This window comes from Streptomyces sp. NPDC013317, assembly GCF_055563155.1.
In genome coordinates this window covers 606448-627283 of the sequence record NZ_JBVHDX010000003.1, presented here as the reverse complement: position 1 = coordinate 627283, position 20836 = coordinate 606448, and the positions used below count along the sequence as shown (strand labels likewise).

The window sequence follows — 20836 nt, the reverse complement described above, 5'->3', positions numbered from 1 at the left end:
GTGCCTGCGAGAGCCGCCGGTATCGTGGGCGCCTCCACCGCGACCGAAGGAGCTCACCCCGTGCCGAAGGGTGTCACCAAGCGCCGTCCCCGGACGCGGGCGGCCCTGCTGAAGGCCGCGTTGGAGACCTTCGCCGAGCACGGCTTCCACGCCACCTCGATCGAGCAGATCTGCGACCGCGCCGGCTACACCCGGGGCGCGTACTACTCGAACTTCGCCAGCAAGGAAGAGCTCTTCCTCGCCCTCTTCGACGAGCACAGCGAGCGGACCGTACGACGCCTCGCGGAGGCCGTCGACGGCCTCGCAGACGAGGAGTACACCCTGGAGCGGCTCGCCGAACTCGCCTCCCGTATCGAGCCTGACGAGCGCGACTGGTACCTCGTCACCACCGAGTTCACCCTGCACGCCATCCGGGACCGGCAGGCGGCCTGGGTGCTCGCCCAGCACGACGCCCGGCTGCGGGCCGAGATCGCCCGGGGCCTGACGACCGTACTGCGCAGGGCGGGACGCGAACTGACCGTGGACGCGGACCGGTTCGCCCGGATGCTGATCGCCCTGCGCGAGGGCGGACTCGCGCAGAGCTACGTGGAACCGGAGGAGTTGCCGCCAGGAACTCTGGAACGGGACTTCCTGGCGCCGCTGTTGGAGGCTTCGACGCGGGAGACGGACACCCGGGCGCAGGGCTGAGTCCGAAAACCCGTGGCGCGGGTCAGCCGAAAACCCGTGGCGCGGGTCAGTCGAAGAGGTCGGGGTCCGACGCGGTGATCTGGTCCCAGAGCGGGCGGGCCTGGAACCAGCCGGCCAGCGGGGTGCCGACCTGGCCCCGGGTGATCAGCGCCGTCTCGCGGTCGATCAGCTGCGGTGTACCCGCGGCCATCGCCAACAGCTGTGCCTGGCACGAGCGTTCCATGGTGATGAACCACCAGACGGCCTCGGCGACGGAGTGGCCCACCGTGAGCAGTCCGTGGTTCTTGAGGATGACCGCCTTGTGTCCGGCGAGTGCCTTCGCGACCCGCTCGCCCTCGTCCAGCTCGTTGACCACGCCGCGGTAGTCGTCGTAGACGCCGTGGTCCTCGAAGAAGGCGCACGCGTCCTGTGTGATCGGATCCAGCGGAATGCCGAGGCTGGAGAACGCCTTGCCGTGCAACGAGTGCGAGTGCGCGGCGGCGACCGCGTCGGGGCGGGCCGCGTGGACCTGGGAGTGGATGACGAACGCGGCGCGGTTCACAGGGCGGTTGCCGGAGAGCAGAGTGCCGTCGTGCCCCACGAGGATCAGGTCGGAGGCCTTGATCTGGCTGAAGCTCATGCCGAAGGGGTTCACCCAGAAGGCGTCGAGCTGCTCGGGATCACGGACGGTGATGTGCCCGGCGACCCCCTCGGAGAACCCGAACCTGCCGAAGAGCCGGAACCCGGCGGCGAGTTGTTCCTTCCGGTACCGGCGCTCCTCCTCGACGGTGCCGAAGGTGGGCGGCAGGGGGAGCGTGACCCCGTCGGGCAGCGGGCCCACGGCGGCGGCCAGGGCGGGCGGGAGAGTGCTCACGGGGGTGCTCCTCACGGTGGCGGGACGTGCTGCCGCCAAAAGATACAGAGGTGTATCCGATTCGCCAATGGTTGCGGCGCGAGGGCGTCGATCGCTACGGTCGAGCCAGAAAGCGCTTACTTCCTCCAGGGAGCCCATCTCGTGCCGATCGCGGACGTCCTGATCTACACCCGCACCGCGGGCTACCGGCACGACTCGATCCCGGCGGGCGCGAAGGCGCTGGCGGAGCTCGCGGGCGCGGCGGGGTACGAGGCCGAGGTGACCGAGGATCCGGCCGCCTTCACACCGGAGCGGCTCGGACGTTGCGCTGCTGTGGTCTTCCTGTCGACGACCGGAACCGTCCTCGACGCGCCCGGCCGGGCGGCCTTCGAGGCGTACGTCAGGGGAGGCGGAGGCTTCCTCGCGATCCACGCGGCTGCGAACGCCGAGCCCGACTGGCCCTTCTACGGGGAACTGCTGGGCACACGCTTCGACGGCCACCCGGAGATCCAGCCGGGCGTGGTGTGTGTGGAGGCCTCCGACCACCCCGGAACGGTCGCGCTGCCGGGTCGCTGGGCGTGGACGGACGAGTGGTACAACTTCACGTCGAACCCCCGGGACGCCGGCGTACGCGTCCTGGCCCGCGCGGACGAGGCGACGTACCGGGGCGGGACCCTGGGCGCGGACCACCCTCTGGTGTGGTGCCGCGAGGCCGGCGCCGGCCGGGTCGTCTTCACGGCGCTGGGGCACCCGGTGGAGGCGTACGAGGACGGGACGTTCCGGGACCATCTGGCCGGGGCGCTCCGCTGGGTGTCCGGCGGGCACCGCTCCCTGGAGCCCTGACGTACCGGACACCCCGGGCCGTCACCCCCGTGCCCCCTCCCCGATTGCGATCGACGGCCGGGCGCGGGAGGGTTCCTGTTGGACGGACGGGCAGGAGGAGACCCATGGCCATCGCCACCGTGAATCCCGCGACGGGCGAGACACTGCGCACGTACGACGCGCACGGGCACGACGAGATCGAGCGGCGGATCGACGCCGCGCACGAGACCTTCCGGCAGTACCGCACCACCTCCTTCGCCGAACGCGCCCGCCTCATGCGCCGTGCCGCCGACCTCCTCGACGAGGACGCCGAGGACGTCGCCCGCACGATGACCACCGAGATGGGCAAGACGATCACGTCCGCGCGCGCCGAGGCCGCCAAGTGCGCCAAGGCCATGCGCTGGTACGCCGACCACGCCGAGGCGCTGCTCGCCGACGAACACCCGGCCCCGGGCGACGTCCGGGACTCGGGTGCCGACACCGCCCGGGTCCACTACCGACCCCTCGGCACGGTCCTCGCCGTGATGCCCTGGAACTTCCCCCTCTGGCAGGTCATCCGGTTCGCCGCACCCGCCCTCATGGCGGGCAACACCGGCCTCCTGAAGCACGCCTCCAACGTGCCCAGGACCGCGCTCTACCTCGGCGACCTCTTCCGCCGTGCAGGCTTCCCCGAGGGCTGTTTCCAGACCCTCCTCATCGGCTCGGGCGCCGTCGAGTCCGTCCTGCGCGACCGCCGGGTCGTCGCCGCCACCCTCACCGGCAGCGAGCCCGCGGGGCGCTCGGTGGCGGCGATCGCGGGCGACGAGGTGAAGAAGACGGTCCTGGAACTGGGCGGAAGCGACCCGTACATCGTGATGCCCTCGGCGGACGTGCCGCGCGCCGTCAAGACCGCCGTCACAGCCCGCGTCCAGAACAACGGCCAGTCCTGCATCGCGGCCAAGCGCTTCATCGTCCACGGCGACGTCTACGACGACTTCGCCGAACGCTTCACGGCCGCCATGACCGCGCTCACCGTCGGCGACCCCCTCGACGAGTCCACCGACGTCGGCCCGATCGCCACCGAGCAGGGCCGCGCCGACCTGGAGGAGCTCGTCGACGACGCGGTACGGAAGGGTGCGACGGTCCTCTGCGGCGGCTCGCGTCCCGAGGAGTTCCCGCGCGGCTGGTTCTACCGCCCGACCGTGCTGACCGACATCACCCCCGAGATGCGCATCCACCAGGAGGAGACCTTCGGCCCGGTCGCCACGCTCTACCCGGTGAGCGACATCGAAGAGGCCGTGGCCGTCGCCAACAATTCGCCGTTCGGACTCAGTTCGAACGTGTGGACCCGGAACGACGCCGACATCGACTTCTTCGTACGGGACCTGGAGGCGGGTGGCGTCTTCGTCAACGGAATGACCGCCTCCCACCCGGCGCTTCCGTTCGGCGGGGTGAAGCGCTCCGGCTACGGCCGCGAGCTCTCCGGCCACGGCATCCGCGAGTTCTGCAACGCGACCACGGTCTGGCAGCGCTCCTGACGCCCTCCCGACGGGTGCCGGGACCGGCTCCGGCGGTCTACCGGTCCCGTGTCCACTCCAGCAGCCGGTCCGCGGACCAGGTGTTGATCACACGCTCCGCCGGCACCCCGCACTCCTCCGCCCGCGCGCACCCGAAGATCTGCCACTCCAGCTGACCCGGCGCGTGGGCGTCCGTGTCCACCGCGAACCAGACGCCCGCCGCCACCGCCTGCCGCAGCAGCCGACGCGGCGGATCGAGACGCTCCGGGCGGCTGTTGATCTCCACCGCCGTCCCCGACTCGACGCAGGCCGCGAAGACCCGCTCCGCGTCGAAGACCGACTCGGGCCGCAGCCGGCCCCCGCTGACCAGCCGCCCGGTGCAGTGCCCGAGGACGTCCATCAGCGGATTGCGTACCGCCCTCTCCATCCGCCGCGTCATCGCCGGCGCGTCCATCCGCAGCTTGGAGTGCACCGAGCCGACCACCACGTCCAGCCGGTCGAGCAGCTCCGGCTCCTGGTCGAGCGAACCGTCCTCCAGGATGTCGCACTCGATCCCGGTCAGCAGACGGAACGGCGCCCACTCCTCGTTCAACCGCTCCACCACGTCCAGTTGCTCCCGCAGCCGCTCGGGCGAGAGACCGCGGGCCACCTTCAGGCTGGGGGAGTGGTCGGTCAGGACCGCCCACTCGTGACCGATCCGCGCCGCCGTACGGCCCATGTCCTCGATCGGGCTGCCGCCGTCCGACCACTCCGAGTGCAGATGGCAGTCGCCCTTCAGCGCGGCCCTCAGGGCCTCGCCGCCGACGGCCTCCGGCACGGGGATCTCGGCCTCGAGCCGCTCCAGGTACTCCGGGATACGCCCTTCCAGCGCCTCCCTGACCACCGCCGCCGTCTTGGGCCCGATGCCCTTGACCGACTCCAGCGTCCCCGCCGCGACGCGACGGCGCGCCTCGTCGTCCCCCATGGCCGTGACGGCGGCGGACGCGGTACGGAACGCCCGTACGCGGTACGTCGGCGCCTGCGAGCGCTCCAGCAGGAAGGCGATCCGGTCCAGCGCCGCCACGGGGTCCATCGCCGCTCCTCACCCACACTCAGGCCGACGGCCCGGGCGCGACCTCCGCGTGCACCGGGCCGATCTCGCACCACACCGCCTTGCCCTCGCCACGCGGCTCCACACCCCACCGCGACGCGAGGGCGTCGAGCAGCATCAGGCCTCGCCCCGAGGTCGCCGCCTCGCCCGGGGTACGCCTGCGAGGCCAGGCGCTCGACCGGTCCTGCACCGACAGCCGTACCCGGCGGACCGGTTCCGGCAGCACCTCCAGCGTGAGCACCGCGCCGCCCTCGGTGTGCAGCAGCACGTTGACGAGCAGCTCGCCTGTCAACAGCTCGGCGTCGTCGGCCAGTTCGGCCATGTTCCAGTCCCGCAGCGCCTGCCCCACCGCCGCCCGCGCGTCCGAGAGGCCCTGGGGATCCGCCTGGTGGATGTACTGGTGGATGCGCGGCGCCCGAGGCGTGCCGGGGTCCGGGCTGCGCCGCAGCACGAGCAGCGCCACGTCGTCGCCCGCGCCCCACCGCTCCCACAGCTGCTCCGACAGATGGTCCGCGAGCGCCTCCGCCTGCGGCGGTCCGCTGCTCACCGCCGCCGACAGCGCGTCGAGCCCGGACTGGATGTCCGAGCCCGGCTGTTCGACGAGACCGTCCGTACACAGCACCAGCGTCTCGCCGGGCACGAGGTCGAGCCGGGTCTCGGGGAACTCCTCCTCCCCGAACACGGTCGCAAGGCCCAGCGGCAGCCCGCCCCGGAGCTTGGGCTGCCCGACCCTGCCGTCGGTGTGCCGGATCAGCGGCCCCAGATGGCCGGCGCGCACCGCGCGCACGGTCCCGGTGCCCAGGTCGACCTGGGCGTACGTGCAGGTCGCGAACCGGTTGGTGTCCAGTTCGGCGAGGAAGCGGGAGGCCCGCGCGAGTACGGTCGAGGGCGCATGGCCCTCACCCGCGTACGCCCGCAGCGCGATGCGCAACTGGCCCATGATCGCCGCCGCGTGCGTGTCGTGGCCCTGGACGTCCCCCACGACGATCCCGACCCGGCTGCGGGGCAGCGCGATCACGTCGTACCAGTCACCGCCGACCTGCCGCCCGCTCCAGGCCGCGTGGTAGCGGACCGCGATCTCGCCGCCGGAGATCGCCGGGATGCGCCGCGGCAGCATCGTCTCCTGCAGCCCGGTCGCCAGCTCCCGCTCCTCGTCGAACAGGATGGCGCGCTGCAGCGACTGCGCGACGATCGCGGCGAGCCCCAGCAGCAGATTGCGTTCGTCCGCGTTGAACGCCGAGCGGCGCCGGTAGAACAGCGCCATCCCGCCGAGCGAACGCGCCTGCGCGACGAGCGGCAGATAGCAGGCGGACTTGAACCTCAGCCGTTCGACGTACGGCTCGAGTACGGGGAAGTCACGTCCGATGGCGGGGAACGAGGGCACGAAGCGCGGCCGTCCGCTCAGCACCGTCTCGGCGAGGGGCAGTCCCCGGTCGAGGCGGCGCGAACGGAAGTCGTTCAGCGCGTCCAGGGACTCCCCGCTGAGCGCGATGATGTTGAGCGATCCGTTCTCCACCAGGCCGAGCGCGAGTCCGTCCGCGCCGAGCCGGGCGAGCCCGCCCGGCCCGGTCATGGCCGCCGTCACGTCGTCCACCGTCACGGCCCGCGACAGCGCGTGCGTGGTCCGCTCGACGATGCTCGTCTGGACCTCGCGGCGCTTCTCCAGGTCGAGGACGAACTCGGAGTGCGCGACCTCGGTGGTGGTGTCCCGGACGATCCCCACGATGCGGTGCGCCATGCCGTCGGGCGTCCGCAGGATCCGCGCCTGCACGTGCGTCCACTGGGGTGCGCCGTCTTCGTCCTCGGTCTGGAAGTGCGCGGAGTACGAGGTCTCGCCACTGGTGATCGCGTGCCGGATCACCTGGGCCAGCCGGGTCCGCTCCTCCTCGTCGAGGCGCTGGATGAGTGTGGTGGGCCGTCCGTCGAACCCGGTCGACTCCAGCCCGAAGACCAGCAGCCCGGCCTCGTCGACGTCGATGGTGCCCGTGTCGAGATCCCAGTCGAAGCTGCCGGTCCGGTTCATGGCGAGCCGCTCGGTGGGCCCGATCTCGCCACTGTGCGTGCTCCGGTCGTCATCGGTCATCCCCACCATTGTCGAACCCGCACCCCTCCGACGCCATGGCGGCGACACACCGAGTGCCGGAGTTGTGACCCGGCGAGGGAGAATGGGCCGGTGATCATCCCGTACCGCGTCCTCGGCCCGAGCCGGGCCCTGCTGCCCGACGGCCGGGAGGCCCCGCTCGGCGGCGCCAGGCTGAGGGCCCTGCTCGCGGCGTTGGCCGCAGCCGGCGGGCGGGGCGTCCGGACGGGTGAGCTGATCGAGCTGATCTGGGAGGACGATCCCCCCGGTGACGGCACCGAGGCGCTCCAGGCGCTGGTCGGGCGGCTGCGCCGGGCGCTGGGGCGGGAGGCGGTGGTCTCGCTCGCCGGCGCCTACCGGATCGCGGCGGACCCCGAGGACATCGACCTGTACGTGTTCGAACGACTGGCCGCCGAGGGGTCCGCGGCGCTGGCCGCCGGGGAGGCGGAGCGGGCGGCGCGGCTGCTCGACGACGCGCTCGGACTGTGGAACGGGCCCGCGCTCGCGGATCTGCCGGGCCGGGACGATGATCCGCTGGTCGTACGGGTGGAGCAGCGCCACACGTACGCCCGGCGGGACCGGCTCACCGCGGCCGTCGCCCTGGGCGAGGCGGACACCGCTCTCCCGTCGCTGGAGGCCCTGGCCGCCGAGTACCCCCTGGACGAGCCGCTTCAGGCGCTCCGTATCCGCGCGTTGCGGGCGGCGGGCCGGGCGGCCGAGGCGCTGGAGGCGTACGAGAAGGTCCGTGCCCTCCTCGCCGACCGCCTGGGAGTGGACCCGGGGAGCGAACTGCGCTGCCTGCACGCGGAGTTGCTCGCGGGTCAGGAGCCCGCGGGGCGCCCGCCGGCTCCCCCCGCCCGACTGACCTCCTTCGTCGGGCGCGGAGGTGAACTCGGATCTCTGATGGCCGAGCTGGGTGAGCGCAGGCTCGTCACCCTGCTCGGACCCGGTGGGGTGGGCAAGACACGGCTGGCCCTGGAAGCCGCCGGAGGCATGGTGGACCGGCAGCCGGACGGGGTACGCGTCGCCGAACTGGCCGCCGTACGCGAGGCGTCCGACGTCGCCGACGCCGTCCTCACCGCTCTCGGCGGCCGGGAGACACAGCTCTGGGGCGGGGCCGCGCGTGACACCCTCACCCGGATCGTGGAGTACGGCGCGCCGCGCCGCCTGCTGCTGCTCCTGGACAACTGCGAGCACGTGGTGGGCGCGGCGGCGCAGCTGGTGGAGCAGGTGCTGGCGCGCTGCCCGGGAGTGACGGTTCTGGCGACGAGCCGCGAACCACTCGGCGTACCGGGGGAGTTCGTGCGTGTGGTGGAGCCACTGCCGCAGGACACGGCGCTCCGGCTCCTCGCCGACCGGGGTGCGGCCGCCCGTGCGGGCTTCGCGCCGGCCGACGACCCCGAGGCGTGCGCCGAGATCTGCCGGCGCCTGGACGGGCTCCCGCTCGCGATCGAACTGGCGGCGGCCCGGCTCAGACTGCTGTCCCCGCGCCAGATCGCCGACCGCCTCGACGACCGCTTCCGGCTCCTGACGTCGGGCGCACGGACCGTCCTGCCCCGGCAGCAGACGCTCCGGGCGGTCGTCGACTGGTCCTGGGACCTCCTCACCGCACCCGAACGCGCCGTGCTGCGCCGCATGTCGGTCTTCACGGGCGGCTGCGACCTGGAGGCGGCGGAGGCGGTCTGCCCGACGACGTACGAGGGGGAAGGTCCGAAGGCCGCTCCGGCGGCCGGCGGCCCGCCCCCCGGACGGGTCGCCGCGGACACCGGTGGCGGTCCGGGCGGCGGTGGGCCTCCGGGCGGCTGTGGCCGTCCCCGCGGTGGGCCTCCGGGCGGCGGTGGGCCCGGCGCCGGTGCCGTGGGGGGTCCACGCGCTGGTGCCGACACCCCCGTGAGAGCCGAGGCGTCGTGCGGCGACGTTCTCGATCTGCTCGGTTCGCTCGTCGACAAATCGCTCGTCGTCGCCGCGCCCGGCGATGACGGGGCCATGCGCTACCGGCTCCTGGAGACGGTCGCCGAGTACGCCGGTGAGCGGCTCGACGAAGCCGGGGACCGGGGTGACGCCGAGTACCGGCACCTCGTCCACTACCGGGAGCTCGCCCGCACCGGGGACCCCGCCCTCCGGGGCCCCGGGCAGGACCTCTGGCTACGCCGTTTCGAGCGCGAGCACGACAACCTCACCGCCGCCCTGCGGACCGCTGTCGAGCACGGCGACGAGGAGGAAGCGCTCTGTCTCGTCCTCTCCCTGAGCTGGTTCTGGCAGCTCAGGGCCCGCCAGGCCGACGCCCGTGCCTGGTCCCGCGCCGCGGCCGCCCTCGGACCCGACCCGTTCGTTCCGCCCGTACGCCCCGCCGCTCCCCTCGCCGACCGCTGCACCGACACGCCGCCGCCGTGGTCCGGGGAACAGCTGTGGGAGGCGCGACGAGGGTGCGGGCTGCTCGTGCTCGCGTCCGAGGGCGGCGAAGGCGCCACCGCCCTTCAGCGGCCCGGGATCCGCGCCCGACTCGACGCCGTCGTCTCCGCCTACCGCCCCGGCCTCCGGCAGAACTGCCGGCAGCCGGGGACCATGTGGTTCTTCGCCCGCCTGATGACCGGGGAGTTCCACAGCCTCGACGAGACGCTCGGCGCGCTCCTCGCCGCCTGCCGCGCCGAGGGCCTCGACTGGGACCTCGCCTTCACCCACCTCGTGCGGGCGAAACTCCTCGGTGGCCGTCCGGACGACGCCGAGGAGGCTCTCACCCGTTTCGAGCGGCTCCAGGACGCCTGGGGCATCGCCGAATCCCTCTCCGCGCGCGGCGAGGCGTACGAGCGGTCGGGACGGCTCGCCGAGGCCGCCGCCGACTTCGAGCGGGCCTCCCTCGCCACCGCCGGCCTCGGCGCCCGTTCCCAGCTGCCCGCCTTCAAGGCCCGGCTCGCCGCGGTACGCCTGAGGATCTCCGCCGACCCCGCGGCGCGGTCCGCGGCCGAAGAGCTCCTCGTCGAAGCGGCCGGGGAGGCTTCGAACGAGCCCAGCGGCGAGCCGGTCAGCACGGCGCGTCTGCTTCTCGCCCAGCACTACGGACACACCGGACGCACCGCCCTCGCCCGCGAGCAGCTCGACCGCATCGAGGAGGAGTTCAGTGGTGACACGCCCGACCTCTTCATCGGCCTCTCCGGGGGACTGCGCGGCTGGCTCGCGTGTCTGGACGGCGCGTACGACGAGGCCGCGGCGCGGCTGACCCGTTCGGTACGGGACGTGGAGAGCCTCGCCTACCTGGTGGCCCCCTACCTCGTGGTCGGCCAGTTCACCACGGCCGCGTGGGCCAAGGCCGGACTCGGCGCGCCGGGCGCCGCCGAGGACGGTGCCCGCCTCCTGGGCGCGTACGACGCCCATGGCACGGACCTGGGAGGCGGCGGTCTCGGCCCCCTCACCCGGCAGACCGAGGCGTCGGTACGGGAGCGCGCGGAGGACGCCCTGCGCACGGTCCTCGACCCGGAGACGTACGAGCAGCGGTACGCGGAAGGCGGCGGCCTCTCCGTGAAGGAGGCCGCCGCCCTGGTCTGAGCCCGAGGCCGGTCCCGTGCCCGAGGCCGGGCCCGGGCCCGGCCCGGATGCGGTCCCGGGGCCCGGACACGAGAATGGCCGGTACCGGAAGAACTCCTAGGAGGCGGCATGAACGCTGAGTCCGACAAGACATCTCCGGGGGACAGCCCGACGCCCGACCGCCTCTTGCATGCCGGGTCGGAGGGCGAATACACGGCGGAGGACCTCGTCCTCGCCTCAGGTCGTGACGTGAATCCGAAGAGCATCGCGTGGGCGGAGCGCCGCATGGCGGAGAAGGGACGCGCATCCCTGGACGAGCTCCTGCCCTGACCCACGCCCGGAAGAATTCCCGACCGCCCTCGGTCCGGCCTCATCCCCCACCGGGCCGGGGCGGTACTCGGTCTTTCCCCCGCCACCGTCCCGGGACGGTCGTGGGGCTTCCCCATTTGTGGAACACGTTCTACCGTGGCCGCCGTCGCGCGCACGGTACCCAGGACGCCGCCACGGGAGGCCCCATGCACCTCGAGTACACGCCCGCCCAGCACCGCCTGCGCGAGGAGCTGCGTGCGTACTTCGCCGAGCTCGTGCCGGAGGACGTCCACGCGCGCTATGCCGACCCGGCGGCACAGAAGCGGTTCTACCGCGAGACCGTCCGCCGGCTCGGCACCGACGGCTGGCTCGGCGTCGGGTGGCCCGTCGAGTACGGCGGACGCGGGCTGAGCCCCATGGAGCAGTTCATCTTCTTCGACGAGGCCGCCCAGGCCGGTGTGCCGCTGCCACTGATGGCCCTGAACACCGTCGGCCCGACGATCATGCAGTTCGGCAGCGCAGAACAGAAGGCGTACTTCCTGCCGAAGATCCTCTCCGGCGAGATCGACTTCGCCATCGGCTACAGCGAGCCGGACGCCGGCACGGACCTCGCCGCCCTCAAGACGCGGGCGGTCAGGGACGGCGACGAGTACGTCGTCGACGGGCAGAAGATCTGGACGACCAACGGCGACACCGCGGACTGGGTCTGGCTCGCCGTCCGCACCGACCCGGATGCCCCCGCCCACAAGGGCATCACGATGCTCCTCGTGCCGACGAGCGACCCCGGCTACTCCTGCACCCTCATCAACACCCTCGCCTCGCACGACACCACGGCGAGCTACTACGAGAACATCCGCGTGCCCGTCTCCCGTCGCGTCGGGGAGGAGAACAAGGGCTGGCGGCTCATCACCAACCAGCTCAACCACGAGCGGGTGACCCTGGCGGCCCACGGCACGATGGCGATCCGCGCCCTCCACGACGTCCAGCGCTGGGCCGCCGACACCAAGCTCGCCGACGGCCGACGGGTCATCGACCTCGGCTGGGTCCGCCGGAGCCTCGCCCGGACGCACGCCCGGCTCGACGCGATGAAGCTCCTCAACTGGCAGATGGTGAACGCCGTCCAGCAGGGCACCCTCACCCCGCAGGACGCCTCCGCCGTCAAGGTCTACGGCTCCGAGGCCCGCCGCGACGCCTACGCCTGGCTCATGGAGGTCGTGGGCTCGGCCGGGGCCCTGAAGGAGGGCTCGGCGGGCACGGTCCTCCACGGCGAACTCGAACGGGGCTACCGCTCGGCCGTCATCTTCACCTTCGGCGGCGGCAACAACGAGATCCAGCGCGAGATCATCTCCTGGATAGGCCTCGGCATGCCCCGCGTCCGCCGCTGAGCCCGCCCGGCGCCCCGCCCGCCCGGCGCCGTGCCCGTCCGGCCGGGCTCAGCCCTCGGCGGGCGCCGTCTTCCGGGGCGTCCGTGCGGCTCGTTCCTCTGCGCCCGCCAGCAGGAAGAGGATCGGGGGCAGGGCGAGTTCGATCACCGTCAGGGCTGTCTGGAACCCGTGCGGCCGGCCGTGGACGGCGAGCGAGAGCAGGCGGCCCACCCCGCCCAGCAGGAAGACGGCGGTCAGCCACCGTACCGCCCGGGCCGGGACCGGTCGCTGCCGTGCGGCCCACAGCCAGGCCAGTCCGTAGCCGACGAAGGCCGCCCCCATGAACCGGCCCCAGCTGTCCACCGTCGCGCCGGCGGCGCCGATTCCCGGGGTCGCCGCGTTGCCGAGTGCCACATGGAGCAGGCCGATCGCGACGCAGGCCCAGCCCATCAGGTGCGCGAGTGCCCGCAGAACCTTGACCATCGTCCCCCCAAGCCGCCGAGGCGGCGTCTAGTTGACATGTGTCTACTACAGTGGAGCGCTAGTAGACGCATGTCAACTAGACTCCGTCCGTGACCCCTCGCCAGCGACTCACCCCCGCCGACCGCCGCGCCCAGCTCCTCGCCGTCGGCGCACGGCTCTTCGCCGCGCATCCGTACGGCGACGTGCTGATGGAGCAGGTCGCCGAAGAGGCGGGCGTCTCACGGGCCCTGCTCTACCGTCACTTCCCCGGCAAGCAGGAACTCTTCGCGGCCGTGTACCGGCAGGCGGCCGACCAGCTGCTCGCCCGGACGCGGTTCGACCCCGCCGACTCCCTGGTGGAGCAGCTCATCCAGGGCATGGACGTCCATCTCGACTACTTCGTGGCGAACCGCAACGCCGTCCTCGCCGCGAACCGGGTCCTCGCGGGAGACCCGGTGATCCAGACGATCATGACGAACGAGCTGGACGCGCTCCGCGCGCGGCTGCTGGCCGTTCTCCCCCTCGCGGACGAGGGGGCCCGCGAGGCCGTGTCCGGTGTCCTGAAGAGCTGGCTGGTCTTCGTCCAGGTCCTCTGCGTCGACTGGCTCACCCACGAGACCTGCACCCGCACCCAGTTGCGCGACGTGTGCATCGGCGCCGTCGTCGGTGCCCTGCGGCCGCTGCTCGCCGCGGACCCCGCGCCGGACTGGCCCCGACACGCGCACGGCGCGGAGACCTAGAGGGCCGTGCGGCCGGAAGCGCGTGCTTTTCGGATGAAAGGTGGGCGCGGGTCGCGTAAGGGCGGTGGCGGCGCGGGTAGACCGGTACTCCGAGTGCCGCCGTCTCCCACCGAGAAGAGCCCCCTACGTGCCGGTCGACGCCCCCCTCCCCGCGGATCTGCGGCAATGGGTCACGCGCCGGTTGCCCGGGCTCGCCCACGTCCTCGACGTCTCCTGGTCCCGCGGGGACTCCAGGGTCTGGCGCGTGGACTCCGGGACGGAGGCGGCGTACGTGAAGCTCAGCCCGAACCCGGAGAACTTCGCCCGCGAGGTGCGCGGCTACGACCACGCGTCCCGATCGCTCGCCGAGGGGGAGGCCCCTCGGCTCCTGGCCTGCGACCCCGCTCTGCGGGCCATCCTGAGTTCGCCGCTCCCCGGTCGGGTCGTCAGGGGCCTCCCGCTCACGGCCGGGGAGGAGACCCGCGTACACGAACTCGCCGGCCGGCTGCTCCGCAGATGGCACGACCACCCGGTGCCGAGGACGGGCCGGGAACGTACGGAGATCCTGGCCGCGGTAGCCCGGCAGGCGGACGAGGCCGCGGCCTGTCTGGAGCGCACCGCCGACCACCTCACGGCCGCCGAGCGGGCCCTCGTTCAGCGCGTGAGCGACGAGCTGCCCCGGCTGGCCGAGGACCTCCCCGTCGTCTTCCGGCACGGCGACTACTCGACCCGCAACTGGCTCTGGGACGCCCGGCGCGGCACCCACAGCCTGATCGACTTCGAGAAGTCCGACCACGGCATCGCCGTCGAGGACCTCGTGTGGCTGTGCTGCGCGGCCTGGCCGCCGCGCCCGGAGCTCGCGCCGGCCTTCTTCGGCGGATACGGACGGGGGCTCTCCGACACCGAGCGGCGGGCCCTGCCCCTCTTCACCGCGCGCCTGGGCGTCTCCTACCTCGACACGGGCGTCACCGGGCGGGACCCGAAGCTCGCCGACCGCGGCCGGACCATCCTCACGCGCATGCTCGACGTCACGGCCTGACCACAGGCCCTGGGGGCGTCCGGCGGATCATGCCGGGCTCGCGGCGTCCACAAGACACCCCCTGGGGGCGTACCCCGTCCACGCCGATGCGCAGATGACGCGGGCAGCGCAGCACCGCGCTGTGGCGGTACGGCGGCGGGTCCTCGACGGCACGCGCCCCGAAGTCCCGGCCCCGGGAGCCCGGAGCCCGCCCCGAAGCTTCGGCGACCCGCTGGAGGACGGCCCGAACCGTACCCGGCAGACTGTGGGGTTCACCGCGCGAACGGAGCCCCCATGACGGACGTACCCGACCTTCCCCAGCCGGCCGGCCCCGCCGACCCGACCGCCGACGGTGCGCCCGTCCACCCGCCGTACCCGGTGCGGACGAAGCGGCTCGGCCTGCGGCCCGTGCGCATGGACGACGTCGAGGCCGTCCACGCCCACCGCTCGCTGCCCGAGGTCGCGCGCTACCTGCCGCACGAGCCGCACACGCGGGAGGTGACCGCCGAGGTCGTGGAGCGGGTCATCGCGGGGGAGTCGCTCGCCAAGCCCGGTGACTGGCTCGACCTGGCCGTGGAGAACGAGTCCGGCCGGGTCGTGGGCGAGGTGCTGCTCCGTCGTGAGCCCGACGAACCGGACACCGGACAGGTGGGGTTCGCCTTCCACCCGGACGTGCACGGGACCGGCATCCCCTCCGAGGCCGTCGCCGCCGCGCTCGACATCGCCTTCGAACACTTCGGCTGGCACCGCGTCATGGGGATCTGCGACATCCGCAACCGGGCCTCCGCCGCGCTGATGCGCCGGATCGGCATGCGCCACGAGTCCGTCCTGCGCGACGCCACCTTCCTCAAGAACGAATGGTGCAGCGACTCGGTGTTCGCCGTCCTCGCCCACGAGTGGCGCAGGACCCCGGAGCGCTCCACCGACGAGCGAGCCGTCGACACGGCGCTCATCGCCTTCCTCTCCGCCTTCACCCGCCGCTCCGGAGAACCGGTCAGCCTCGACGCGGCCCGCGCGGTGCTCGCCCCGGACGCCGTCATCGCGTACGCGGCGGCGGACGGGAACCTCACCCGCATGGACGTCGAGGAGTTCCTGGTGCCGCGTCAGGAATATCTGAACGGACCGGAGTTGACCGACTTCGAGGAGTTCGAGGTCCAGTACTCGACCGTCGTCGCCGACGACCGGGCCCTGCGCACCTCGCTCTACCACAAGCACGGCATCCGCGGCGGCGTCCCCTTCTCGGCGTGGGGGCGCAAGCACACCGAGATCAAGCGGGCCGACGGCGAGTGGCTCATCGACTCCCTGACCTGGACCGACGACCCCGAGGTCCGCGGCTGAGACGGACCTGGTGACGGTACGGAAGCGGCGCGGCGGGGCGGCGGTCGCCGCGCCCGCCGCGGCCGCGGCGAGAACGCCGGAACCGGAGCGTTCGGCTCTCCTTCGGCTCCTCCCGGACGATCCGCCGTCGCCACCCGTAGCCTGGACGTCATGAGGCAGGACGCCGACCCCGGGCTCTTCGGTCCCGACTCCGTCACCTGGCAGCTGCACGGCGACCCGGTGATGTGGATCGCCGGCGTCCGCGCCCTGTACCTGCAGGCGCTGCACCCCGTCGCCGTACGCGGCGTCATGATCAACAGCGACTTCAGGAACGACGCCTGGGGCCGGCTGCTGCGCACCGCGGACTTCGTCGGCACGATCAGCTACGGCACCACCGATGCCGCCGAGGCCGCCGGCGCACGCGTACGGAAGATCCACCGGCTGCTCGGGGTCGACGACCCCGAGCTCCTCCTCTGGGTGCACTGCGCCGAGGTCGACTCGTACCTGTCGGTCGTACGCCGCTCAGGCATCCCCCTCACCGACGCCCAGGCCGACCGCTACATCGACGAACACCGCGTCTCCGCCCGGCTCGTCGGACTCGACCCGCGTACCGTCCCCGCCACCGCCGGCGAACTCGCCTCCTACTTCGAGGACGCCCGGCCACAGCTCGCGGCGGGCGAGGACGCCCGCACGGTGGACGCCTTCCTGCGCCGCCCACCCGTCGGATCCGCCCTCGTCCCGGCGCGCGAGATCATCTGGCGGCGCGTGGCAGCACTCGCGTACGACTCCCTGCCCCACTACGCCCATGAGCTCTACGGCAGGGCCGCGCCGCCTGCCGACACCGTCACGTACCGGCTCACCGCCACGGCCAATCTGCTGCGCTCCGTCCCGGCCGGGCTCCGCTGGCGGCTGCCGCCAGGTCACATCTTGAAAGCGATGGCACGGCTGGGCCCCGAAGCGCGCCCCGCGCCGTACACACTCAGGCACAAGGCGGCCATACTGGACCCGCCGGGGAGGGCGCGGAACATCAACGGGGGCGACAGCACGCGATGGCGGACACCAGGCTGATCCAGGGCCGGTACCGGCTGCACGACGTGATCGGGCGGGGCGGTATGGGCGAGGTGTGGCGTGCCACCGACGAGTCGCTCGGCCGCAGGGTCGCGGTCAAGTGCCTCAAGCCGCTGGGGCCGCAACGGGATCCGGCCTTCATGACGGTGCTGCGCGAACGGTTCCGGCGGGAGGCCCGGGTCGCCGCCTCCCTCCAGCACCGCGGTGTCACCGTCGTCCATGACTTCGGCGAGTACGACGGCGTGCTCTTCCTCGTCATGGAGCTGCTGGAGGGACACAACCTCAGCCAGCTCCTGGAGGAGAACAAGCAGCACCCGCTGCCGGTCCACGACGTCGTGGACATCGCGGAACAGGTCGCCGAGGCCCTCGCCTACACGCACCGCCAGGGCATCGTCCACCGCGACCTCAAGCCCGCCAACATCATGCGACTCGGCGACGGCGCCGTGAAGATCTGTGACTTCGGGATAGCGCGCCTGGGCGCCGACATCGGCTTCACCTCCAAGCTCACCGGCACGGGCATCGCCATGGGCACACCGCACTACATGTCGCCGGAGCAGATCAGCGGCGGCGAGATCGACCACCGCAGCGACCTGTACTCGCTCGGGTGCGTGCTGTACGAGATCGCCACCGGCGCCCCGCCCTTCGACCTGGAGGACGCCTGGGCCATCCTCGTCGGCCATCGCGACACCCCGCCCGAACCGCTGCGGACGCACCGCGCGGAGCTTCCCGACTACCTGGACCGGATCGTCCTCGACCTGCTCGCGAAGACGCCGGACGGGCGGCCCACGGACGCGAGCGACCTGCGCCGCAGGATCGTCACCGCCCGCACGGGCCCGGGACCGGTGTCCGCGTACGGCCCGGTGCCGGGGCTCGGTCCGGCGTACGCCGGGACGCGCGACCGGGAGCCGGCATCCCGCCCGCTTCCCTCCTGGGCCAGGGGGATGACCACCGGACTCCGCGTCACCACCGTGTCCCTCGCGCTGCGCACCCTGGCGTCCGACCCGGCCGCCGAGCTCACGGGGGAGTGGACGACCGCGTCGCCCGTGCCGCCCCGGCGGACCGCCGAACGCGCCGAACGGCCCGCTCCGGCGCCGGAACTCCTCGCCGTGCTCGCCAGCCGGCACAAGGCGGGGCTCAGCCTCGGCAGGCTCGGCCGCTGGCGCGAGGCGGAGGACGTGCACCGGTCCGTCGTCGAGGACCGCCGCCGCGCCCTCGGACCCGACCACCCCGACACGCTCACCAGCGGGTACGAACTCGGGTTCACGCTCAGCAGGCTCGCCCGGCCGTCCGACGCCCTGCGCGAGTTCGGTCGGGTGGCCGAGGCGCGCGAGCGGGTCCTCGGCGTGGACCACCCCGACACCCTGGCCGCGCGCCAGGAGACGGCGTACGTCCTGGGCCGCCTCGGGCGCCATGCCGAGGCGCACGAGGTCTACGCGGGAGTGCTCGCCTCGCGTGAGCGCACCATGGGCCCGGAGCACCCCGACACCCTGCGCTGCCGCCACAACCTGGCGTTCAACCTGGGCCGGCTGGGGCGGCTCGACGAGTCGTACCGGATGGCGGCGGAGGTGGCCGAGGCGCGTGCCCGGCTGCTCGGGGACGACCACCCCGACACGCTGGTGACGCGGTACGAAGTGGCGTACAACCTGGGCCGGTTGGGGCGCTGGGCGGAGGCGCTCTCCACCTACCGCGAGGTCGCCGCGGCGCGGGGCGCCGTCCTCGGCCCGGACCACGGCGACACCCTCGCCGCCCGCTACGAGGTCGGCATCTGTCTGGGCCGCCTCGGCCGGAGCGCCGAGGCCCTCGACGTCTACCGCGCCCTCGTCGACGCCCGCACGCGTGTCCTCGGCCCCGAGGACCCCGAGACGCTGCGCGCCCGTCACGGCCTCGGCGTCAACCTCGGCCGTCTCTCCCGGTGGGAGGAGGCCGTGGAGGAGGCCCGCGACGTGTGGTCGATCCGCGAGCGGGTCCTCGGCGAGGACCACCCGGACACACTCGTCAGCCGTCGCGAGATCGCCGTGGGCCTCGGCTGGCTCGCACGCTGGGAGGACGCGCTCGCGGTCTACCACCACGTCGCCCGGGCACGCGCGCGTGCGCTCGGAGACGACCACCCGGACACCCTCGCCAGCCGCCACGACGAGGCCGACTGCCTCGAACGGCTCGGCCGCCACACGGAGGCCGTCGAGCTCTACCGCAGGGTCGCCACCCCGCAGGACACCGACGGCCCCCAGGCCGCCCGGGAGCACACGCCCTAACTCCCCCGTTTCGTGCCGGCCCCGCCGCCGGCGGCGGCGCGTCCGGCCCATCCGCGCACGCGGGGTTCCGCGGGGCGATCTTCGCGTGTTAGCAAGAGACATGACCGCACAGCGCTCGTACGACGCCGTCATCGTCGGTGGTGGCCACAACGGACTGGTCGCCGCCGCCTACCTGGCCCGCGCCGGACGTACCGTCCTCGTCCTGGAACGCCTCGGCTCCACCGGTGGAGCCGCCGTCTCCACCCGGCCCTTCGCGGGGGTCGACGCCCGGCTCTCCCGGTACTCGTACCTCGTCTCCCTGCTGCCGCCGAAGATCGTGCGTGAGCTGGGCCTGCGGTTCGCGGTGCGGAAACGGTCCATCTCCTCGTACACCCCGAAGGGCGACGGCGGCCTGCTCGTCGGCGGCGGCGAGGCGCGCACCCGTGCCTCCTTCGCCGCGCTCACCGGCTCCGACCGGGAGTACGAGGCCTGGCAGGCCTTCTACGGCCGTACGGGAGAGGTCGCCGAACGCGTCTTCCCCACGCTCACCGAGCCGCTGCCGTCCCGCGAGGAGCTGCGCGCCCGCGTGGCCGACGAGACCGCGTGGCGGATGCTCTTCGAGCAGCCGATCGGCGCCGCAGTCGAGGAGACCTTCGCCGACGACCTCGTCCGGGGCGTCGTCCTGACCGACGCGCTGATCGGCACGTTCGCCGACGCCCACGACCCCTCGCTGCTGCAGAACCGCTGCTTCCTCTACCACGTCATCGGCGGCGGCACCGGCGACTGGGACGTCCCCGTCGGCGGCATGGGCGCACTCACCGACGCCCTCGCGGCCGCCGCCCGCGCCGCGGGCGCGGAGATCCGCACCGGGCACGAGGTCACCCGGATCGAGACCGACGGGGTCCGAGCCGAGGTCTCCTACCGCACGGCCGAGGGTGAGGGAGTCGTCGCGGCGGCGCACACGCTCGTGAACGCCTCACCCCAGGCGCTCGCGGCCCTGCTCGGCGAGGCACCCCCGACGCCCGCCGAAGGCGCCCAGCTCAAGGTCAACATGCTCCTCACCCGGCTGCCGAGGCTCCGTGACCGGTCCGTCGACCCGCGCGAGGCGTTCGCCGGCACCTTCCACATCGCCGAGGGCTACGGCCAGTTGGCCACGGCCTACGCCGAAGCCGCCGCCGGCCGGCTGCCGAGCGCGCCGCCCTCCGAGATCTACTGCCACTCGCTGACCGACCCGAGCATCCTCGGCGCGGACCTCGCCGAGCGCGGCTACCAGACCCTCACGCTCTTCGGACTGCACACCCCCGCCCGGCTGTTCGCCGCCGACAACGACTCCGCCCGCGCCGCTCTCCTCAAGGCGACCCTGGCCGAACTCGACGCCGTGCTCGACGAACCGCTGGCCGACTGCCTGGCCGTCGACGACGAGGGCCGCCCCTGCATCGAGGCCAAGACCCCGCTCGACCTCGAACGCGACCTGCGGCTGCCCGGCGGTCACATCTTTCACCGCGACCTCTCCTTCCCCTACGGGGAAGAGGGCACCGGCCGCTGGGGCGTCGAGACTGAGCACGCCAACGTCCTCCTCTGCGGCGCGGGCGCGGTCAGGGGCGGCGGAGTGAGCGGCATCCCCGGCCACAACGCCGCCATGGCGGCCCTCGGACGCTGACGGGAGGCCGCGTCCTGCCGACGGCGTGAAGCTCACCTGTGGCGGTGCTTAAGAAAACCTCGATGGACCGGGAGCCTGACGTACGGAAGATTTCCTTCGGGGATCTTGGGCGCGAACCCGCGCCCGGACCCCGAAGGTCACAGGACACGCACGTCGGGA

At 73.1% G+C, this 20836-nt stretch carries 16 protein-coding genes; 12 read left to right on the top strand and 4 right to left on the bottom strand.

What is annotated here, in order from left to right:
• Positions 1 to 60 precede the first annotated feature (60 nt).
• Positions 61 to 687, top strand: coding sequence for a TetR/AcrR family transcriptional regulator (locus ACZ3IJ_RS11630; protein WP_467467480.1), 627 nt, complete (start codon positions 61 to 63; stop codon positions 685 to 687).
• A 46-nt stretch (positions 688 to 733) separates the two neighbouring features.
• On the opposite strand, the gene ACZ3IJ_RS11625 is transcribed toward ACZ3IJ_RS11630, so the two are convergent.
• The gene (locus ACZ3IJ_RS11625; RefSeq protein WP_467467479.1) at positions 734 to 1540 is read right to left on the bottom strand and encodes a class II aldolase/adducin family protein; all 807 of its coding nucleotides are present in this window, start codon (positions 1538 to 1540) and stop codon (positions 734 to 736) included.
• A gap of 141 nt (positions 1541 to 1681) precedes the next feature.
• On the opposite strand from ACZ3IJ_RS11625, the gene ACZ3IJ_RS11620 reads away from it, so the two are divergent.
• Positions 1682 to 2362 carry a ThuA domain-containing protein gene (locus ACZ3IJ_RS11620; RefSeq protein WP_467467478.1) on the top strand — a complete coding sequence of 227 codons (681 nt, stop codon included), beginning with the start codon at positions 1682 to 1684 and terminating at the stop codon, positions 2360 to 2362.
• Positions 2363 to 2466: 104 nt separating this feature from the next.
• The gene (locus ACZ3IJ_RS11615; protein WP_391799277.1) at positions 2467 to 3858 is read left to right on the top strand and encodes an NADP-dependent succinic semialdehyde dehydrogenase; all 1392 of its coding nucleotides are present in this window, start codon (positions 2467 to 2469) and stop codon (positions 3856 to 3858) included.
• Between the two features lie 37 nt (positions 3859 to 3895).
• Here ACZ3IJ_RS11615 and ACZ3IJ_RS11610 read toward each other — a convergent pair whose 3' ends face one another.
• Both ACZ3IJ_RS11610 and ACZ3IJ_RS11605 read right to left on the bottom strand, forming a co-directional pair.
• Positions 3896 to 4909 (bottom strand): PHP domain-containing protein, encoded by a 1014-nt coding sequence (locus ACZ3IJ_RS11610; protein WP_467467477.1) that lies wholly within the window; start codon positions 4907 to 4909, stop codon positions 3896 to 3898.
• Positions 4910 to 4928: 19 nt separating this feature from the next.
• Positions 4929 to 7010: a SpoIIE family protein phosphatase gene (locus ACZ3IJ_RS11605; protein WP_467467476.1), complete on the bottom strand. Its 2082-nt coding sequence runs from the start codon at positions 7008 to 7010 to the stop codon at positions 4929 to 4931.
• A gap of 96 nt (positions 7011 to 7106) precedes the next feature.
• Between ACZ3IJ_RS11605 and ACZ3IJ_RS11600 the strand changes: the two genes are divergently transcribed.
• From ACZ3IJ_RS11600 to ACZ3IJ_RS11590, 3 genes are all read left to right on the top strand, one after another.
• Positions 7107 to 10550, top strand: a complete 3444-nt coding sequence (locus ACZ3IJ_RS11600; protein WP_467467671.1) for an ATP-binding protein — start codon at positions 7107 to 7109, stop codon at positions 10548 to 10550.
• Positions 10551 to 10658: 108 nt separating this feature from the next.
• The gene (locus tag ACZ3IJ_RS11595) at positions 10659 to 10859 is read left to right on the top strand and encodes a hypothetical protein (RefSeq protein ID WP_352191786.1); all 201 of its coding nucleotides are present in this window, start codon (positions 10659 to 10661) and stop codon (positions 10857 to 10859) included.
• Positions 10860 to 11044: 185 nt separating this feature from the next.
• Positions 11045 to 12223, top strand: a complete 1179-nt coding sequence (locus ACZ3IJ_RS11590; protein ID WP_467467475.1) for an acyl-CoA dehydrogenase family protein — start codon at positions 11045 to 11047, stop codon at positions 12221 to 12223.
• A gap of 48 nt (positions 12224 to 12271) precedes the next feature.
• Here ACZ3IJ_RS11590 and ACZ3IJ_RS11585 read toward each other — a convergent pair whose 3' ends face one another.
• Entirely contained in the window at positions 12272 to 12685 is a 414-nt protein-coding gene (locus ACZ3IJ_RS11585; protein ID WP_467467474.1) for a DUF4345 domain-containing protein, read from the bottom strand.
• An 89-nt stretch (positions 12686 to 12774) separates the two neighbouring features.
• On the opposite strand from ACZ3IJ_RS11585, the gene ACZ3IJ_RS11580 reads away from it, so the two are divergent.
• The 6 genes from ACZ3IJ_RS11580 to ACZ3IJ_RS11555 all read left to right on the top strand — a co-directional run bounded on the left by ACZ3IJ_RS11580 (position 12775) and on the right by ACZ3IJ_RS11555 (position 20677).
• Positions 12775 to 13404, top strand: a complete 630-nt coding sequence (locus tag ACZ3IJ_RS11580; protein ID WP_467467473.1) for a TetR/AcrR family transcriptional regulator — start codon at positions 12775 to 12777, stop codon at positions 13402 to 13404.
• 127 nt (positions 13405 to 13531) lie between these two features.
• Complete coding sequence (locus ACZ3IJ_RS11575) at positions 13532 to 14422, top strand: aminoglycoside phosphotransferase family protein (protein WP_467467472.1); 891 nt, start codon at positions 13532 to 13534, stop codon at positions 14420 to 14422.
• A 273-nt stretch (positions 14423 to 14695) separates the two neighbouring features.
• Positions 14696 to 15739, top strand: coding sequence for a GNAT family N-acetyltransferase (locus tag ACZ3IJ_RS11570; protein WP_467467471.1), 1044 nt, complete (start codon positions 14696 to 14698; stop codon positions 15737 to 15739).
• A 150-nt stretch (positions 15740 to 15889) separates the two neighbouring features.
• Positions 15890 to 16786 (top strand): oxygenase MpaB family protein, encoded by an 897-nt coding sequence (locus ACZ3IJ_RS11565; protein WP_467467470.1) that lies wholly within the window; start codon positions 15890 to 15892, stop codon positions 16784 to 16786.
• Positions 16768 to 19038: a serine/threonine-protein kinase gene (locus ACZ3IJ_RS11560; RefSeq protein WP_467467469.1), complete on the top strand. Its 2271-nt coding sequence runs from the start codon at positions 16768 to 16770 to the stop codon at positions 19036 to 19038. Before ACZ3IJ_RS11565 ends, ACZ3IJ_RS11560 begins: the two co-directional genes overlap by 19 nt.
• 100 nt (positions 19039 to 19138) lie before the next feature.
• The gene (locus tag ACZ3IJ_RS11555) at positions 19139 to 20677 is read left to right on the top strand and encodes a phytoene desaturase family protein (RefSeq protein WP_467467468.1); all 1539 of its coding nucleotides are present in this window, start codon (positions 19139 to 19141) and stop codon (positions 20675 to 20677) included.
• Positions 20678 to 20836 lie beyond the last annotated feature (159 nt).